Raw genomic sequence first — 14,163 nt, forward strand, 5'->3', positions numbered from 1 at the left:
CTCGCCGACCGAAGGAGTCGCCTCATGCCCACCACCATCAGCAAGCTCTCCACTGCCGACGCCGATCACCTCCTCGACGTCGCCCGACGCGCTGCCGAGGAAGCCGGCGCCACGGTGAGCATCACGGTTCTCGATGCCGGCGGCCACCTGCTCGCCTTCCGCCGCGACGACAACGCCGTGCTCATTTCCGGAGAGACCAGCACCCGCAAGGCCTACACCGCACTCCAGCTCGACGCCGCCACCGCGGACGTCGTGGACGCAGTGAAGCCCGACGGGCCCTTCCACTCCCTGCAGACCGCGCTCGATCGGCCCCTGCTGTTCATCGCCGGCGGGGTACCACTGCGCCGCGACGGTCACCTCATCGGTGCGATCGGAGTAGGCGGCGGCGCACCCGTCGACGACCACCGGATCGCGACAGCAGCCGCCGCGACGCTGCAGCCGCAGTGAGCGCACGCCGGAAGCGACCATGAACCATGGCTCGGGCGATCGCGGTACGTAGGCGCGTCACAGGGCGCCGATACGGCTCCACGCGCACGAGACGAGACGAAAGAAGAGGATCGCGGTTTTCACCGCGATCCTCTTCTTTATCCCAGCTGTTCGAACTCGTCGTCCGAGGACGTCGAACAAGTCATGGTGGCGAGTGAGGGATTCGAACCCCCGAATGCAATGCAGTCTGATTTACAGTCAGATCCCTTTGGCCGCTTGGGTAACTCGCCAGGTGCGCATCCGCCCGGCTTTTGCAGTCGACCGGAGGCGCGATCAACCATATTACCTGTACGCGAGCGGTGCCGAGAACCACCCTCAGGCGGCGACGAGGACGCGCTCCACGAAGGACTCGACGCGATGGCGGGTGCCGTCGATGCGGCGATCGACGCTGGCGCGCATCTCGCTCGGCGCCAGGGGCGCGGCGAGGCGGACGTTCTCGTGGCAGGACAGGTCGGCGCAGACGTACGTGCCGACGCTGTCGCCGCGGGCGCCGGCGTCCCCCGCACGTCGTGCGGTGAACAGGGCCACCTGGTCGCCCGGCTGCATCGTGTGGCACAGGTTGCACATCGCCGGTCTCCCCCGGCCCGAGCCGTCGGTGGCGCGCAGGACCACGCCGGTCGGCTCCCCGTCGATCTCGGCGACGACGTACCCGCGACTGCGGGTGCGCGGATCGCGCCAGGCCAGGAAGTCGAGGTGGTCCCAGTCCACGAGGAGGAAGTCCACCGGCAGGGCGATCCGTTCGAGCTCGTCGGGCGCGGCGTTCACGAGAACCGCGCGCACCTGTTCCTCGGTGAGCGGCTGCATGCCCCCAGTCTACGAACCCGTCACCGACACCGGCTCCGTGACGATCAGCCGCCCGTCCCGCCATCCGACCGGCATCGGGTCGGTGATCCCGCCGACGAACCGCCCGTCGTCGCCGACGTTGCGGAAGGCGAACAGCAGCCAGCGGCCGTCGTCGCGGCGGCGCAGCAGTCGTCCGACGTAGAGATCCTCGCCCGTCAGGCGCGTGGCGCTGTCGACGTCGAACGGACCGAGCACGCTGTCGGCGGCGATGGCCCACGTGCCCCCGCGCTCGTCGCGCCGCGACGGCATCGAGTGCTCGGCCAGGCACGAGAAGATGAGGACCGGACGGCCGTCCACGACGGCGACCTGGGTGACCTCGAGCTGGCCGAAGCCGTTCTCGCTGGGCGCGCTCACCGGCTCGCGCAGCTCCCACCTGCGGAGGTCCGGCGACCACGCGTGGCCGACGACGCCGCGCCCGTCGACGGGCCCCTGCGGCGCGCGCGCCGTGACGTACATGTGCCAGCCGTCGCCGTCCGGATCGGGGAACACCCACGGGTCGCGGAAGGCCTCGTCGTGCCAGGCCCCGCTGTCGATCGTCTCGTACCAGGGGGCCGCCGCTTCGAGCACCGGCGCGGAGCCTTTGCGCCAGGTGAGGAGGTCGTCCGAGGTCGCGTAGCCGATGCGCTGGATGTTCTTGCCGTCGCCGGCGAGCGACGACCCCGTATAGAAGGTGTACCAGGTGCCGTCCGGATGCCGGACGGTGGAGCCCGTCCAGGTGGCGAGGTCGTCGAAGGCCGGCGCGTCGCCGCGGACGAGGGCGTCGTCCACCCGGGCCCAGTCGGTCAGGTCGTCCGAGACGGCGTGGCCGATCGATGCCCGGTAGTGGCGGGCATCCGGATCGTGGAGCGCACGCGACGCGTAGAGGAAGAAGAGGTGGTAGCGGTCGCCGTCGTCGGCGAACCAGAAGTCCCACACCCAGGAGTCGGGAAGGTCGAACAAGAGGATTCCTTACAGGAGGTCGAGGATGCGGCGGGAGGGGACGACCGCGGCGGTCATCCCTTCACCCCGCTCGCGGCGATGGAGCTCACGAACGCGCGCTGGAAGACGAGGAAGACGACGAGCACGGGGATCGTGATCAACGAGGTGTACGCCATCACCTCGCCCCAGGCGGTGTTGAGCTGGAAGAAGTACTGCATGCCGACCATCACCGGGCGCAGGCTCTCCTTCTGCACGACCATCAGGGGCCAGAGGTACTGGTTCCAGGCGGGCAGGAAGGTGAGGATCGCCACGGTGGCGAACGCCGGACCCGACAGCGGCACGATGATGCGGCGGTAGATGGCGAACCAGCTCGCGCCGTCGATGCGGGCCGCCTCGTCGAGCGACTTCGGAATGGTGGAGAAGTACTGCGTGAACAGGAAGATCGAGAACGCGTTCGCGATGAACGGCACGATCTGCACCTCGTACGTGTTCAGCCAGCCGAAGTCGTACTTGAGCACACCGCCCTCGAAGACGAGCGTCGGCAGCTGCGCGACCCAGTAGACCATCGGCACCGCGATCGTCTCGAACGGGACGATGAGGGTCGCGATGATGACCGCGAGCACGACGACGCGTCCCCGCCAGGCGAGCCGGGAGAGGGCGAAACCGGCCATCGAGTTGACGACGAGCCCGAGCCCTACGGTGAGCACCGTGACGAGGATCGAGTTGAACATGAACTGCGCGACGGGCACCCGGTCGAAGACGCCGAAGTAGTTGTCGAGGCTGATGTCCCCGACGGGCAGGAACGCCATCGGCGAGTCGATGTCCTGCAGGATCTGCGCGTCGGGCTTGAGGCTCGAGACGAACATGAACACGAGCGGGAAGAGGAAGACCAGCGCCAGCAGCGACATCGCGACGTAGGTGGCCACGGTGCCCCAGCGGCGGGAGGTGGCCGCGGAGCGGGGCTTCTTCGGATCGACCCGCTGCGTGCGGGCGGGCGGGGTGACGGTGGCGGTCATCAGTCCTTCTCCCGGGTGAGGCGGCGCTGGATGAGCGCGATGATGAGCACGGCGACGAAGAAGATGAGCGAGATGGCGGCGGCGTAGCCGATCTCCTGCTGCTCGTACCCCTTGCGCACGGCATGGAAGACGATCGTCGAGGTGGCCCCCTGCGGACCGCCCTGGGTCATGACGTCGATCTGCACGAACAGGCCGAGCGCGGCGATCGTGATCGTCACGAGCACGAACACCATCGTCGGGCGAAGCCCCGGCCAGGTGACGTTGGTGAACTGGCGCCACGGGCTCGCGCCGTCCATGCGCGCCGCCTCGTACAGCTCCTCGGGGATCGTCTGCAGTCCGGACAGCCAGATGATCATGTGGAACCCGACCGCCTGCCAGATCGACATGACGATGATGGCGCCGAGGGCGGTCGACGGGTCGTTGAGCCAGTCGGTTCCCCGCCACTGGCCGAAGGTGACCGCGTCGATCATCGAGTTGATGAGGCCGTCGTCCTGGTAGAGGAACTTCCACAGGATCGAGACCACGACGATCGAGGTGACCACCGGGATGAAGTACACGACCCGGAAGAACGTCGTGCCCCGCAGCCGGCGGTTGACGAGGACGGCCAGTGCGAGACCGAGACCGGCCTGCACCGGGACGACGACGAGCGCGAACAGGGCCGTGTTGCCGATCGACTGCACGAACACAGGGTCGGCGGTGAAGGCGCGGATGAAGTTGTCCACCCCGACGAAGCGCGGCGGGTTGGGCGAGATGAGGCGCGCGTTGGTGAACGAAAGCGTGAAGGCGAGGATCACCGGGATGATCAGGAACAGGAGCAGGAGGATCGCCGCGGGGGCGACCATCCCGAACCCGGCCCAGGTCTGGCGACCCCGGCTGGAGCGGAAGCGACGGAAGGAGCGCCGAGGGGTCTCGGCCGCCGCCGTCGGAGGAGAGACGGTCATGGAGATGGCCTTTCAGTGGCAGGTCCAGGGGGCGGAGGGGACGCCGCACGGTGGTGCGGGCGCCCCCTCCGCACCGATCACTGGAAGCCGTACCCGTCGTTGGACGCGATGTTGGCGTCGATGTCGGCGACGGCCTGGTCGAGGGTGCCCTTCACATCGGCGCCGCTCATGATGTTCTTGGCCGCGGTCTCGAAGGTGGTCGAGATCACCGCGTAGGCGGGGGTCTCGGGCCGCAGCACCGCGTACTTCTGCGAGAGCTCCACGAAGGGCCGCAGCACGCCGTCGTCACCGAAGTACTTGGACGCCTGGGCGGCCTCCTCGGTGGCGGGGATGACGATCTGCTTGTCGGCGAACTCGGTGATGTACTCGTCGTTGAAGCTGAACTCCAGGTAGTCGCGCGCGCCCTCGGCGTCGTTGCAGCTGGAGGAGATGGCCCACTGCCACGAACCGCCGCCGATCTTCGGCCCGGTGCCGAGGTCCGGCGGGGGGAGGATCAGCAGGTCGTCGCCGATCGCTTCGACCGATGCGAGGGCGTTCCACACTCCCGTGTAGCTGAGGGCGACCTCGTCGTCGACGAACTCCTGGTTGCCGACGGTTCCCGAGTTGCTGGCGTAGCCCTCGGCGAACAGGTTCTGGAACCATGTCCCCCACGCGACCGCGGCGTCGCCGTTGAGCGCACCGTCGGCCGAGAGCATGGTGTCGCGGTCGATCAGGTCGCCGCCGAAGCTCTGCAGGAAAGGGGAGTACGCGTACGGCCACCACTCGCCGGTGTCCTCGGCGCCGATGTCGATCGGGGTGTCGTAGCCGGCGTCCTTGAGGGTGGCCAGTGCCGCGTCGAACTCGTCCGCGGTCCAGGGCTGGTCGGTGGTCGGGATGCGGATGCCGTTCTCGTCGAGCACCGACTTGCGGGCGAAGATCGACAGCGCGGCATCCCAGTAGCCGGCCGAGTAGATCTCGCCGTCCCACATGCCCACGGCTGTGGGCAGCAGCTTGTCGGTGGTCTCGCTGGAGATGCCGAGCGGCTGCAGGTACTCCGCCCACGCCCAGTTCGGCATGATCGGACCGTCGAGGTCGAGGAGGCAGGGGAGGTCGCCCGAGGCGGCGGCGGCGACGATCGCGTCGTTGTAGGCCCCCTGCGGGAACGACTCGTGCACGACCTCGTACTGGTCCTGCGAGGCGTTGTAGTCGGAGATGATCCGCTCGTAGACCTCGAGCTCGGCGGCGTTGCCGGCCGAGTGGGTCCACATCGTCAGCTGGGTGCGACCGTCCTCACCGGTGGTGGTCCCCTGGCCGGCCTGGCCGCAGCCGGTCAGTGCGAGGACTGTCACCAGCCCCGCGGCGACGAAGAGGGGCGACGTTCTGCGCGTCATTGTGGTTTCCTATTCCTGGTGCCCGACGCCCACGTCGGTCACCTGATCGGGGGCCGCCGAGCGCGGCCCTTCGGTTGTGTGTGAAGCCCGTCGTCGGTCTCGTTTGGCGACTTGCGCCGGCGGCGGGCCCACCGAGTCCCGCCGGATGACGGGACACTCCATTCGGTGCGGGGCGTCCTCATCCCCCTCCGCGCGGACGCCGAGCGCGACCTCCATCGCCCAGCGACCCATCTCGTAGTGGGGCAGGGCGATGGTGGTGAGAGGTGGATCCAGTTCCGCGGCGACGAGCTGCTGGTCGTCGTAGCCGACGACGGAGAGGTCGCGCGGAATGTCGAGTCCGCGGCGATGGGCGGCGGTGTAGACGCCGATCGCCATGCGGTCGTTGAAGCAGAAGATCCCGGTCGGGCGCTGAGCCTCGGGAAGGTCGAGCAGACGGTCGGCGGCCTCGCGCCCGCCCTGCGCCGACGTCTCGCCGCGCACGTGCAGGGCCGGGTCGACATCGATGCCGGCCTCGGCGAGGGCGGCGAGATAGCCCTCGTGGCGCAGCCGCGACGCGATCGGCTCGGGGTCGCTCGTGTCGAGGTAGGCGATGCGCGTGTGACCGGCCGCGATCAGCTCGCGTACCGCGGCCTCTCCGCCCGCGCGGTCGTCGGGGACGACGCTGCGGAATCCGCCGGCCGCCGGATAGCAGTCGAGCATCACGGTGCCGGCGGGAAGACCTGCCGGCGCTGTGGCGGCGCGGTGCCACATCGCCGCGTACAGCACCGCGTCGACCTGCTGGGCGGTCATCGCGCGCACGGCCTCGGCTTCGACCTCGGCGTCGCCTCCGGTGTCGACGAGCATCACCATGTGGGCGTTCTCGCGGGCGGCGTCCTGCGCCCCGGCGAGCATGCGGCCGGCGAAGGGGGTCGTCGCGATCTGATCGGAGATGAGGCCGACGATCCGGGTGCGCTGGGTGCGAAGCCCCCGGGCGACCGCGCTGGCCGAGTAGCCCACGGCGTCGGCGGCCTCCCGCACACGCTGCCGGGTGTCCTCGGAGATGCGCGACTGGGCGTTGTTGAGCACGAGCGAGACGGTCGTGACCGAGACGCCCGCGGCGGCGGCGACGTCGAAGATCCGTGCCCGGCCCATTTCCCACCTCACATCCTCGTGCTGCGACTTCGGTGCTGAAGTCGGGTGATAAAACGATTTATCGGGATGCTAGAGCACACCCGGCCACCTCGTCAACACCCGCCGGCCAGGAAGCTCGCGGGTACAATCGGCGCATGGCTGACTCTTCGTTCGACATCGTCTCCAAGATCGACCGCCAGGAGGCGGACAACGCGCTCAACCAGGCCCGCAAGGAGATCGAGCAGCGCTACGACTTCAAGGGGACCGGGGCGTCGATCGAGTGGAGCGGAGAGGCGATCCTCATCAAGGCGAACAGCGAGGACCGCGCGAAGGCCGTGCTCGACGTGTTCCAGTCCAAGCTCATCAAGCGGGGCATCTCGCTGAAGTCGCTGGAGTCGGGAGACCCCGTCGTCAGCGGCAAGGAGTACCGGCTCACGTCGACGCTGAAGGAAGGCATCTCGCAGGAGAACGCCAAGAAGATCGGGAAGATCATCCGCGACGAGGGCCCGAAGTCGGTGAAGTCGCAGATCCAGGGCGACGAGCTGCGGGTCCAGTCCAAGTCGAGGGATGACCTCCAGGAGGTGCAGCGCCTGCTGAAGGCGGCCGACCTCGACGTCGATCTGCAGTTCGTGAACTACCGCTAGCGCGGAAGACAGCAACAGGTCAACCCCGTCTCGTCAGACGGGACGCCGACATACTCTGGGGAATCAGTCTGGGGAGACCCCGGAGAGGGCGGATGCGCAGAGCGAACAGCAGAATCGTCGGTTGGTGTGTGGTCGGAGCGCTCGTCTGCGCGCTCCTTCCCGCGCAGGCGGCACAGGGCGAGACGACGACCCCTGCCCCGGCACCGACGACGGAGGCCACCGCGTCCGCGAACGATCCCCACGCGTCCGCGGAGGACGCCGCCGGGTCAGCGGACGATCCCGCCGCCTCTCCGACCCCCACCCCCTCCGCCGTGCCGACGGAGGGACCGGACAGCACGCCCGCGCCGGCTCCGTCCCCTTCACCGACGGAGACCGAGGCCGGCCACGACGACGAGGACGCGGAGCACGCCGAGCACGAGCACGACGGTCCCACCATGCCCCTCACCCGCGAGCTCCCCAACGGATCGCTGCCCTCGCTGGCCGGTGAGAGCACGGTGGCGACGCAGTCGCGGCTCGCCGCCTCGTACGGGCCTCAGCCCGTCTTCCGCTTCCCGTTCGCGCCGGGCAAGCGCTGGGGCATCAGCGGTTCGCACGCCGACAGCGACGGCATCCATCGCGGCGCGATCGACTTCGCCCCGCTGAGCTCATCGGACAAGCGCGTGCTCGCCATCGCGTCGGGCCGCGTCTATCGCGTCTCGTGCGCGAACGGCTGGTTCCTGGGCATCGACCACGGCGGCGGCTGGATGTCCGAGTACTACCACCTGCGGGAGGCGAAGTCCTCGCTGATCGGCAAGTGGGTCGAGGCGGGCACCTCCCTCGGGCTTGCCGGGCAGACGCTCCCCTGCGGCGGCACGCCCGGCAGCAGCGCTCACGTGCACCTGTCGATCCTCAACACCGCGGTGAGCGTGCCCTCCGGCAAGCGGCAGTACATCCCCGTGACGGGGATCCAGTACGACCGGTTCCTCTACAGCGACTCGAGCGGCTACTACAACGGCGTGTGGCGGGACTTCGCCGGGCGCACGGTGCTGACATCGCGCGGCGTGACCTGCTGCCTGACGGCGTCCAGCCGCGTGGGACCGTCGAGCCCCAAGGCCGTCCTGCCCGACGCCAACGGCAACGGGATCGACGACCGCACCGAGATCCTCCCGTGGGATACCGACCTCGACAGCGACGGGCGGCCCGAGCTCATCGGCTTCGGCAGCTCCGGCGTGCTCGTCTCGGACAACCGCGGCAATCGGTTCGCCGCGGACGTGCGCGCGCTCTCCTCGTTCACCTCGGGGGCGTGGACGGTGTCCAAGACCCCGCGCATGGTCATGGATGCCAACGGCGACGGCAGGCCCGACGTCGTGGGATTCTCCAGCAGCGGCGTCTACGTCGCGCTCGGCAACGGGAGCGGCGGCTTCGGCGCTCCCCGCAAGTGGGTGAACGGGTTCGGCACATCGACGGGCTGGAGCGTGACCCGGCACCCGCGCACGCTCGCGGACGTGAACGGCGACAGCCGCCCCGAGATCGTCGGCTTCTCCGCGGCGGGCGTCGCCGTCGCGGTCAACAACGGCTCGTCGTTCAGCGCGGGCAAGATCTGGCTGCGGGGCTTCGGTTCCAACGCGTCGGTGGGCGGATGGAACACCACCCAGCAGGTGCGCTACGTCATGGACGTCAACGGGGACCGCCGCGCCGACATCGTCGGGTTCGGCGACAGCGGCGTGCACGTCGCGCTCAGCACCGGCAACGGCTTCAGCACTCCGACGCGCTGGACGACGGCCTTCGGCACGAGCCGCGGCTGGAGCGCCGCCTCCACGCCCCGCTACCTGGAGGACATGAACGCCGACGGGCGCCCCGACATCGTCGGCTTCGGTCCGCAGGGCGTGTTCGTCGCCCTGAACACCGGCTCGGGCTTCGCCACGGCACGGAAGTGGACCTCGAGCTTCGGGAGCGGATCCTCGGGCGGCTGGCGGGTGAACCGCGACCCGCGCACGCTCGCCGACATCACCGGCGACGGGCGCCCCGACATCGTGGGCTTCCGCGTGGACGGCGTCTACGTCGCCCGCAACACCGGCTCCTCCTTCGCTAAGGCCGTGCGCTGGACCACCGACTTCGGTTCGCGCGAGTGGACGCTCGGGCTCATGCCGCGCGCCGTGGTCGATGTGAACAACGACGGACGCGCCGACATCGTCGGCTTCGCCCGCCATGGCGTGCACGTCGCACTCAACGACGGGAGCCGGTTCCGGGCGGCCGCGCACTGGAGCCTCGACTACGGGTGGGGCATCTCCTCCGGGGACTGGCACATCCGCACCAAACCTCGAGGCATCAGCGCGGGCTGAGGCGGGGGCGACGGCTGAGCGCGCCCAGCAGAAGCCAGCGATCGAGTGCGTCGTAGGCCCGGTCCCGCGGCTCCGGCGCCGACAGGAACACGTCGTGGATGGCGCCGGGGATGCGGGCCACGGTCACGCGCTGCCCGATCCGCATCGCGGCACGGGCGATCTCGTCTACGTCGAGCACCGAGTCGGTGGCGGTCATGGCCTCCGCCCACTGCACCGGGGAGGTCCATCCGCCGGAGAGGAGCACGAGCGTCGGGCAGCCGACGTCGATGCCGGAGGCGACCGTGGCATGACCGGCGATGATCGCCGCCAGCCAGCCCGGATGCGTGGGGAACCCGCGCTCCGGGCGCCAGGTCTCATGACCGACGGGAAGGGTGCCGAGCTCGCGCTGCGCGCGCGTGTAGAAGCCGAGATCGACCTCGGGATGGCGTCCGAGCGGATCGACGCGCGCGGCCGCGCGCACGAGCGGCGCGATCGCCTGCCGCCCGAAGGAGCCGAGCTGCAGCTCCAGCCAGGGACTGTTCAGGACGAGGGCGGATGCGGTCCGGGGATGCCGCGCCGCCCAGAGACTCAGCGTGAGCCCTCCGGTCGAGTGCCCGAGCAGCACGAGCCGGCGCGGACGCGGCCCGCGGATCGCGTCGACCGCCGCGCCGATGTCGGCGTCGTAGTCCGACAGCGAGGCGATGTAGCCCGGCGTCTGCCCCGGACGGAGGCTCCGCCCGTACTTCCGCAGGTCGAGCGCGTAGAAGCGGGCGCCGCGCTCGTTCCAGAACCGGGCGAGGCCGGTCTGGAAGAAGTAGTCCGACCAGCCGTGGACGTAGAGCACGTCGACGTCCCGCAGCGGGCCGGTCAGCGCGTCCCAGCCGGACGGCAGGCTCCGCACGAGCGTCGCGACGATCTCGCCCTCGGCGTCGGAGCCCAGCGGCAGAGTGCGCTGCCGGAACGGCTCCCCCAGCACATCGGGGACCCAGTCGTCAGCCATGCCGTCAGCCTAGCCGCGGGATCCGTGCCGCCGCGGGGTGCGCGCACCGCGTGAGAACCCCCGCCGGTGGCCCGGCCCGGCGGTCACTCGCCGCGCGAGACCCGCACCATCTCGTCGCGGTCGACGACCTTGATGCGGGCGCGCTCCTGCGGTGCGCCGAGGGCGACCTCGTGCTCGTCGAGCCGGTGCCACCCGTCGAGGTCGGTCCACCGCACCCCGCGCTCGGCCAGCAGCGCCGGGATCGCCTCGTCGGACGGGTCCTCGGGGTTCCACCACGATCCCTGGTCGTTGATCAGGTGACGGATGGTCTCCATCGCGTCGGACTTGGTGTGCCCGATGAGCCCCACCGGGCCGCGCTTGATCCAGCCGGTCGCGTAGACGCCCGGCACCCGCTCGTTGGAGTCCTTGCGGAGCACCTGGCCCTCGTGGTTGGGGATGACCCCGTGGCGCTTGTCGAACGGCACCCCCGCCAGCGGCGAGCCGAAGTAGCCCACGGCGCGGTACACCTGCTGCACGGGGATCTCGCGCAGCTCGCCGGTGCCCTCGACGCCGCCCTGCCCGTCCGGGCGGGTGCGCTCGTACACGATGGCGGCGGCACGTCCGGTGTCGTCGGTCTTGATCTCGATCGGCTTCGCGTAGAAGTGCAGGTGGAGGCGACGGCTCGCCTCGCCGCCGGCGTTGTTCGCGCTGGGGCGCTGACGCCACGACTGCAGCACCCGGTCGATCACCATGACCTGCTTGTTGCTGGCGATCGCCGCGCGGCTCGCGTCGTCATAGTCGAAGTCCTCGTCGTACACGACCATGTCGACGTCGCGCAGCTCGCCGAGCTCGCGCAGCTCCAGCGGGGTGAACTTGACCTGGGCGGGGCCGCGACGGCCGAACACGTGCACGTCGGTGACCTGCGACGCCTCGAGGCCGCGCTGCACGTTCTCGGGGATCTCGGTGACGAGCAGGTCCTCGGCGTGCTTGGCCAGCACGCGGGCGACGTCGAGCGCGACGTTGCCATTGCCGAGCACCGCCACCGAGCTCGCATCCAGCGGCCACTCGCGCGGGAAGTCCGGGTGGCCGTCGTACCAGCTGACGAAGTCCGCGGCGCCGTACGACCCCACGGCGTCGATGCCGGGGATGTCGAGCGCGGCGTCCTTGATCGCGCCGGTGGCGAAGATGACGGCGTGGTAGTGCTTCTGGAGGTCGTCGAGCACGAGGTCCTCGCCGAACCGGACGTTGCCGAAGATCCGGATGTCGCCGCGGTCGAGCACGTCGCGGAGCGCCGTGATGATCCCCTTGATGCGGGGGTGATCCGGCGCGACGCCGTAGCGGACGAGACCGTACGGCGCCGGCAGCTGGTCGAACAGGTCGATCGAGACGTCGAACTTGCGCTCGGCCTTCAGGAGGATGTCCGCGGCGTAGATGCCCGCAGGTCCCGCGCCGACGATGGCCAGCCTGAGCTTGGTCATGGTGTTCCTTTCCGGAGGATCCGGTCGTTGAGCGTGTCGGAGGTCTCCGCGTCCCGGCGATTTCGTGCGGGTCCCGGGCTGCTGCCGGTGCGTCGGAGGACCGTCAGTGGGAGCGGTCCACCATGACCCGCGCGAAGCGCGTGAGCGCCTCGCGCACGGGACCGGGCGGGAGCGGTTCGATGGCGGACACGGCGCGTCGCGACCACTCGGCGGCCAGCTCCCGGGTGGCCTCGGTCGCGGGGTGCTCCCGCAGCCGCGCCAGGTCGTCGTCCAGCAGCACGGGATCCGCGCCGTCGGCGATGCGGGCCACGCCGTCGTCGATGGCCGCCTTCAGCGCCTTCGACGACGGGTCGGAGCTGCGGCCGAGGAGCAGGTAGGGCATGGTCGGCACCCCTGCGCGCAGGTCGGTCCCGGGCACCTTGCCGGTCTCGTCGGGATCGGCCGAGAGGTCGATGACGTCGTCGAGGAGCTGGAAGGCGATGCCGACCCGCTCGCCGAACTCGAGCACCGGGGTCGCGTACTCCGACGGCGCATCGGAGAAGAGCACGCCCGCCTGCCCGGCGGCGGCGATGAGGGAGCCGGTCTTGTCGGCCAGCACCTGCAGGTAGAACTCGACGGGGTCGTCGCCGGCCTGCGCTCCCACCGTCTCGTGCATCTGACCGAGCACGAGCCGCTCGAACGTGTCGGCCTGCAGGCGGATCGCCCGCTCGCCGATCTGCGCCATCAGCTGGCTGGCGCGCGAGAAGAGCAGGTCGCCCGTGAGGATCGCGATGTTGTTGCCCCACACCGCGTGCGCGCTCGGCACACCCCGGCGGACATCCGCACCGTCCATGACGTCGTCGTGGTAGAGCGAGCCGAGGTGGGTCATCTCCAGCGCGGTGGCGCCGGCGATCACGTAGTCGGTGGCGCCCTCGCCGAGCTGCGCCGTGAGCATCGAGAGCATCGGGCGGAGCCGTTTGCCTCCCGCCTCGTACAGGTAGCGGCTGGTGACGTCGGCCAGCGCATCGCCGACCTGCAGCTCTGCGGCGAGCTTCTCCTCGACCCGCGCGAGCCCGTCCTCGACGGCCGCGGCGAGGCGGCGCATCTTGGGTCCCGCGAAGATGCGCTCGGTCATGCCGAGGTGGCTCGTCAGCTGCGAGCCGGGCGCGGTGGGGCTCGGGGTCACCCTCCCAGCCTACCGGGGACCGGTCCGGGCCGGTTCCGTCCTCAGCCGTGAGACGGCTGGGGCTTCGGCGGACGCCGGGCGCGCGAGGCCGGCGTCAGCTGCTCGGCTTGCGGGCGCGGTGGAGGGCGACGATGCCGAACGAGAGGTTGCGGTATGCGACGTCCTCCCATCCGGCCTCCCGGATCCAGCCGGCGAGCGTCGGCTGGTCGGGCCAGTCCTTGATCGATTCGTTCAGGTAGTCGTAGGCCGCCGCGTTCGAGCTCACCGTGCGCGCCACCGCGGGCAGCACACGATCGTTGTAGAACCGGTAGAGCGCCCCGAAGACCTGCGACGGCGGCTGCGAGAACTCGCAGATGACCAGGCGGCCTCCGGGCGCGGTCACGCGGAGCAGCTCGGCCAGGGCGGTGCGCGGCTCGTTGACGTTGCGCAGGCCGAAGGAGATGGTGACGGTGTCGAACTCGTCGTCGGCGAAGGGCAGCGCGGTGGCGTCGGCCTCGACGAAGGAGAGGTTGTGGATCCCCCCGTGCCGGCGGCGGCCCTCGGCGAGCATGCCCGGCGAGAAGTCGGCCGCCACGACCTCGGCCCCGCTGCGGGCCAGCGCCACCGAGCTCGCGCCGGTGCCGGCCGCGAGGTCGAGGATGCGCTGACCGGCCTTGGGAGCGATTGCCCGCGTCGTCGCCACGCGCCACAGCCGGTCGTTGCCGAGGCTCAGGATCGTGTTGCTGCGGTCGTACGCCGGGGCGACCTCGTCGAACATCCCGCTCACGCGGGCAGGGTCCTTGCCGAGGTCGGCGCGATGCGGCTGTTCGGTCACCGTTCGATCCTACGTCGCGGGGGACGCGCGCCGTCCTCGGCGGCGATGCGGAGCGGTGGCGTTTCCTCCCCAGATGGGGTGCCGGCGCCGTTGTCCACA

At 70.2% G+C, this 14,163-nt stretch carries 13 protein-coding genes and 1 tRNA gene; 3 read left to right on the forward strand and 11 right to left on the reverse strand.

The window, feature by feature from the left end:
• The first annotated feature begins 24 nt into the window (after nucleotides 1-24).
• On the forward strand, nucleotides 25-447 hold the full coding sequence (locus tag QQZ13_RS14285; protein WP_284530065.1) for a heme-binding protein: 423 nt from the start codon (nucleotides 25-27) through the stop codon (nucleotides 445-447).
• Between the two features lie 184 nt (nucleotides 448-631).
• On the opposite strand, the gene QQZ13_RS14290 is transcribed toward QQZ13_RS14285, so the two are convergent.
• The 7 genes from QQZ13_RS14290 to QQZ13_RS14320 form a co-directional block, all read right to left on the reverse strand.
• Nucleotides 632-716: transfer RNA gene (locus QQZ13_RS14290), tRNA-Tyr, on the reverse strand.
• An 85-nt stretch (nucleotides 717-801) separates the two neighbouring features.
• A complete protein-coding gene (locus QQZ13_RS14295; RefSeq protein WP_284530066.1) occupies nucleotides 802-1,290 on the reverse strand; it encodes an FBP domain-containing protein in 489 nt (162 codons plus the stop codon).
• Nucleotides 1,291-1,299: 9 nt separating this feature from the next.
• Nucleotides 1,300-2,268 carry a glycosyl hydrolase family 32 gene (locus QQZ13_RS14300; RefSeq protein ID WP_284530067.1) on the reverse strand — a complete coding sequence of 323 codons (969 nt, stop codon included), beginning with the start codon at nucleotides 2,266-2,268 and terminating at the stop codon, nucleotides 1,300-1,302.
• A gap of 53 nt (nucleotides 2,269-2,321) precedes the next feature.
• Nucleotides 2,322-3,263, reverse strand: coding sequence for a carbohydrate ABC transporter permease (locus tag QQZ13_RS14305; protein ID WP_284530068.1), 942 nt, complete (start codon nucleotides 3,261-3,263; stop codon nucleotides 2,322-2,324).
• Nucleotides 3,263-4,204: a carbohydrate ABC transporter permease gene (locus QQZ13_RS14310; protein WP_284530069.1), complete on the reverse strand. Its 942-nt coding sequence runs from the start codon at nucleotides 4,202-4,204 to the stop codon at nucleotides 3,263-3,265. The genes QQZ13_RS14305 and QQZ13_RS14310 overlap by 1 nt, the downstream gene beginning before the upstream one ends.
• A 77-nt stretch (nucleotides 4,205-4,281) precedes the next feature.
• Entirely contained in the window at nucleotides 4,282-5,574 is a 1,293-nt protein-coding gene (locus QQZ13_RS14315) for an extracellular solute-binding protein (protein ID WP_284530070.1), read from the reverse strand.
• 9 nt (nucleotides 5,575-5,583) lie between these two features.
• Nucleotides 5,584-6,705: a LacI family DNA-binding transcriptional regulator gene (locus QQZ13_RS14320; RefSeq protein WP_284530072.1), complete on the reverse strand. Its 1,122-nt coding sequence runs from the start codon at nucleotides 6,703-6,705 to the stop codon at nucleotides 5,584-5,586.
• 134 nt (nucleotides 6,706-6,839) lie between these two features.
• Between QQZ13_RS14320 and QQZ13_RS14325 the strand changes: the two genes are divergently transcribed.
• Entirely contained in the window at nucleotides 6,840-7,328 is a 489-nt protein-coding gene (locus QQZ13_RS14325) for a YajQ family cyclic di-GMP-binding protein (protein ID WP_284530074.1), read from the forward strand.
• A gap of 128 nt (nucleotides 7,329-7,456) precedes the next feature.
• Entirely contained in the window at nucleotides 7,457-9,649 is a 2,193-nt protein-coding gene (locus tag QQZ13_RS14330) for an FG-GAP-like repeat-containing protein (RefSeq protein ID WP_284530076.1), read from the forward strand.
• Here QQZ13_RS14330 and QQZ13_RS14335 read toward each other — a convergent pair.
• The 4 genes from QQZ13_RS14335 to ubiE form a co-directional block, all read right to left on the reverse strand.
• Nucleotides 9,636-10,628, reverse strand: coding sequence for an alpha/beta hydrolase (locus QQZ13_RS14335; protein ID WP_284530078.1), 993 nt, complete (start codon nucleotides 10,626-10,628; stop codon nucleotides 9,636-9,638). The genes QQZ13_RS14330 and QQZ13_RS14335 overlap by 14 nt on opposite strands.
• An 83-nt stretch (nucleotides 10,629-10,711) precedes the next feature.
• Nucleotides 10,712-12,085, reverse strand: a complete 1,374-nt coding sequence (locus QQZ13_RS14340) for an FAD-dependent oxidoreductase (RefSeq protein WP_284530080.1) — start codon at nucleotides 12,083-12,085, stop codon at nucleotides 10,712-10,714.
• Nucleotides 12,086-12,188: 103 nt separating this feature from the next.
• Nucleotides 12,189-13,250 carry a polyprenyl synthetase family protein gene (locus QQZ13_RS14345; RefSeq protein ID WP_284530082.1) on the reverse strand — a complete coding sequence of 354 codons (1,062 nt, stop codon included), beginning with the start codon at nucleotides 13,248-13,250 and terminating at the stop codon, nucleotides 12,189-12,191.
• Nucleotides 13,251-13,344: 94 nt separating this feature from the next.
• Nucleotides 13,345-14,064 carry a bifunctional demethylmenaquinone methyltransferase/2-methoxy-6-polyprenyl-1,4-benzoquinol methylase UbiE gene (ubiE, locus tag QQZ13_RS14350; RefSeq protein ID WP_284530084.1) on the reverse strand — a complete coding sequence of 240 codons (720 nt, stop codon included), beginning with the start codon at nucleotides 14,062-14,064 and terminating at the stop codon, nucleotides 13,345-13,347.
• Nucleotides 14,065-14,163 lie beyond the last annotated feature (99 nt).

Origin of the sequence: Microbacterium sp. T2.11-28, assembly GCF_950097975.1 — a bacterium.
Lineage (GTDB): Bacteria > Actinomycetota > Actinomycetes > Actinomycetales > Microbacteriaceae > Microbacterium.

What these genes read in the sequence shown, in the direction of transcription:
- QQZ13_RS14285 (WP_284530065.1), top strand. Translation starts at nt 25, where the DNA reads ATGCCCACCACCATCAGCAAGCTCTCCACTGCCGACGCCGATCACCTC.
- QQZ13_RS14295 (WP_284530066.1), bottom strand. Translation starts at nt 1,290, where the DNA reads ATGCAGCCGCTCACCGAGGAACAGGTGCGCGCGGTTCTCGTGAACGCC.
- QQZ13_RS14305 (WP_284530068.1), bottom strand. Translation starts at nt 3,263, where the DNA reads ATGACCGCCACCGTCACCCCGCCCGCCCGCACGCAGCGGGTCGATCCG.
- QQZ13_RS14310 (WP_284530069.1), bottom strand. Translation starts at nt 4,204, where the DNA reads ATGACCGTCTCTCCTCCGACGGCGGCGGCCGAGACCCCTCGGCGCTCC.
- QQZ13_RS14315 (WP_284530070.1), bottom strand. Translation starts at nt 5,574, where the DNA reads ATGACGCGCAGAACGTCGCCCCTCTTCGTCGCCGCGGGGCTGGTGACA.
- QQZ13_RS14320 (WP_284530072.1), bottom strand. Translation starts at nt 6,705, where the DNA reads ATGGGCCGGGCACGGATCTTCGACGTCGCCGCCGCCGCGGGCGTCTCG.
- QQZ13_RS14325 (WP_284530074.1), top strand. Translation starts at nt 6,840, where the DNA reads ATGGCTGACTCTTCGTTCGACATCGTCTCCAAGATCGACCGCCAGGAG.
- QQZ13_RS14335 (WP_284530078.1), bottom strand. Translation starts at nt 10,628, where the DNA reads ATGGCTGACGACTGGGTCCCCGATGTGCTGGGGGAGCCGTTCCGGCAG.
- QQZ13_RS14340 (WP_284530080.1), bottom strand. Translation starts at nt 12,085, where the DNA reads ATGACCAAGCTCAGGCTGGCCATCGTCGGCGCGGGACCTGCGGGCATC.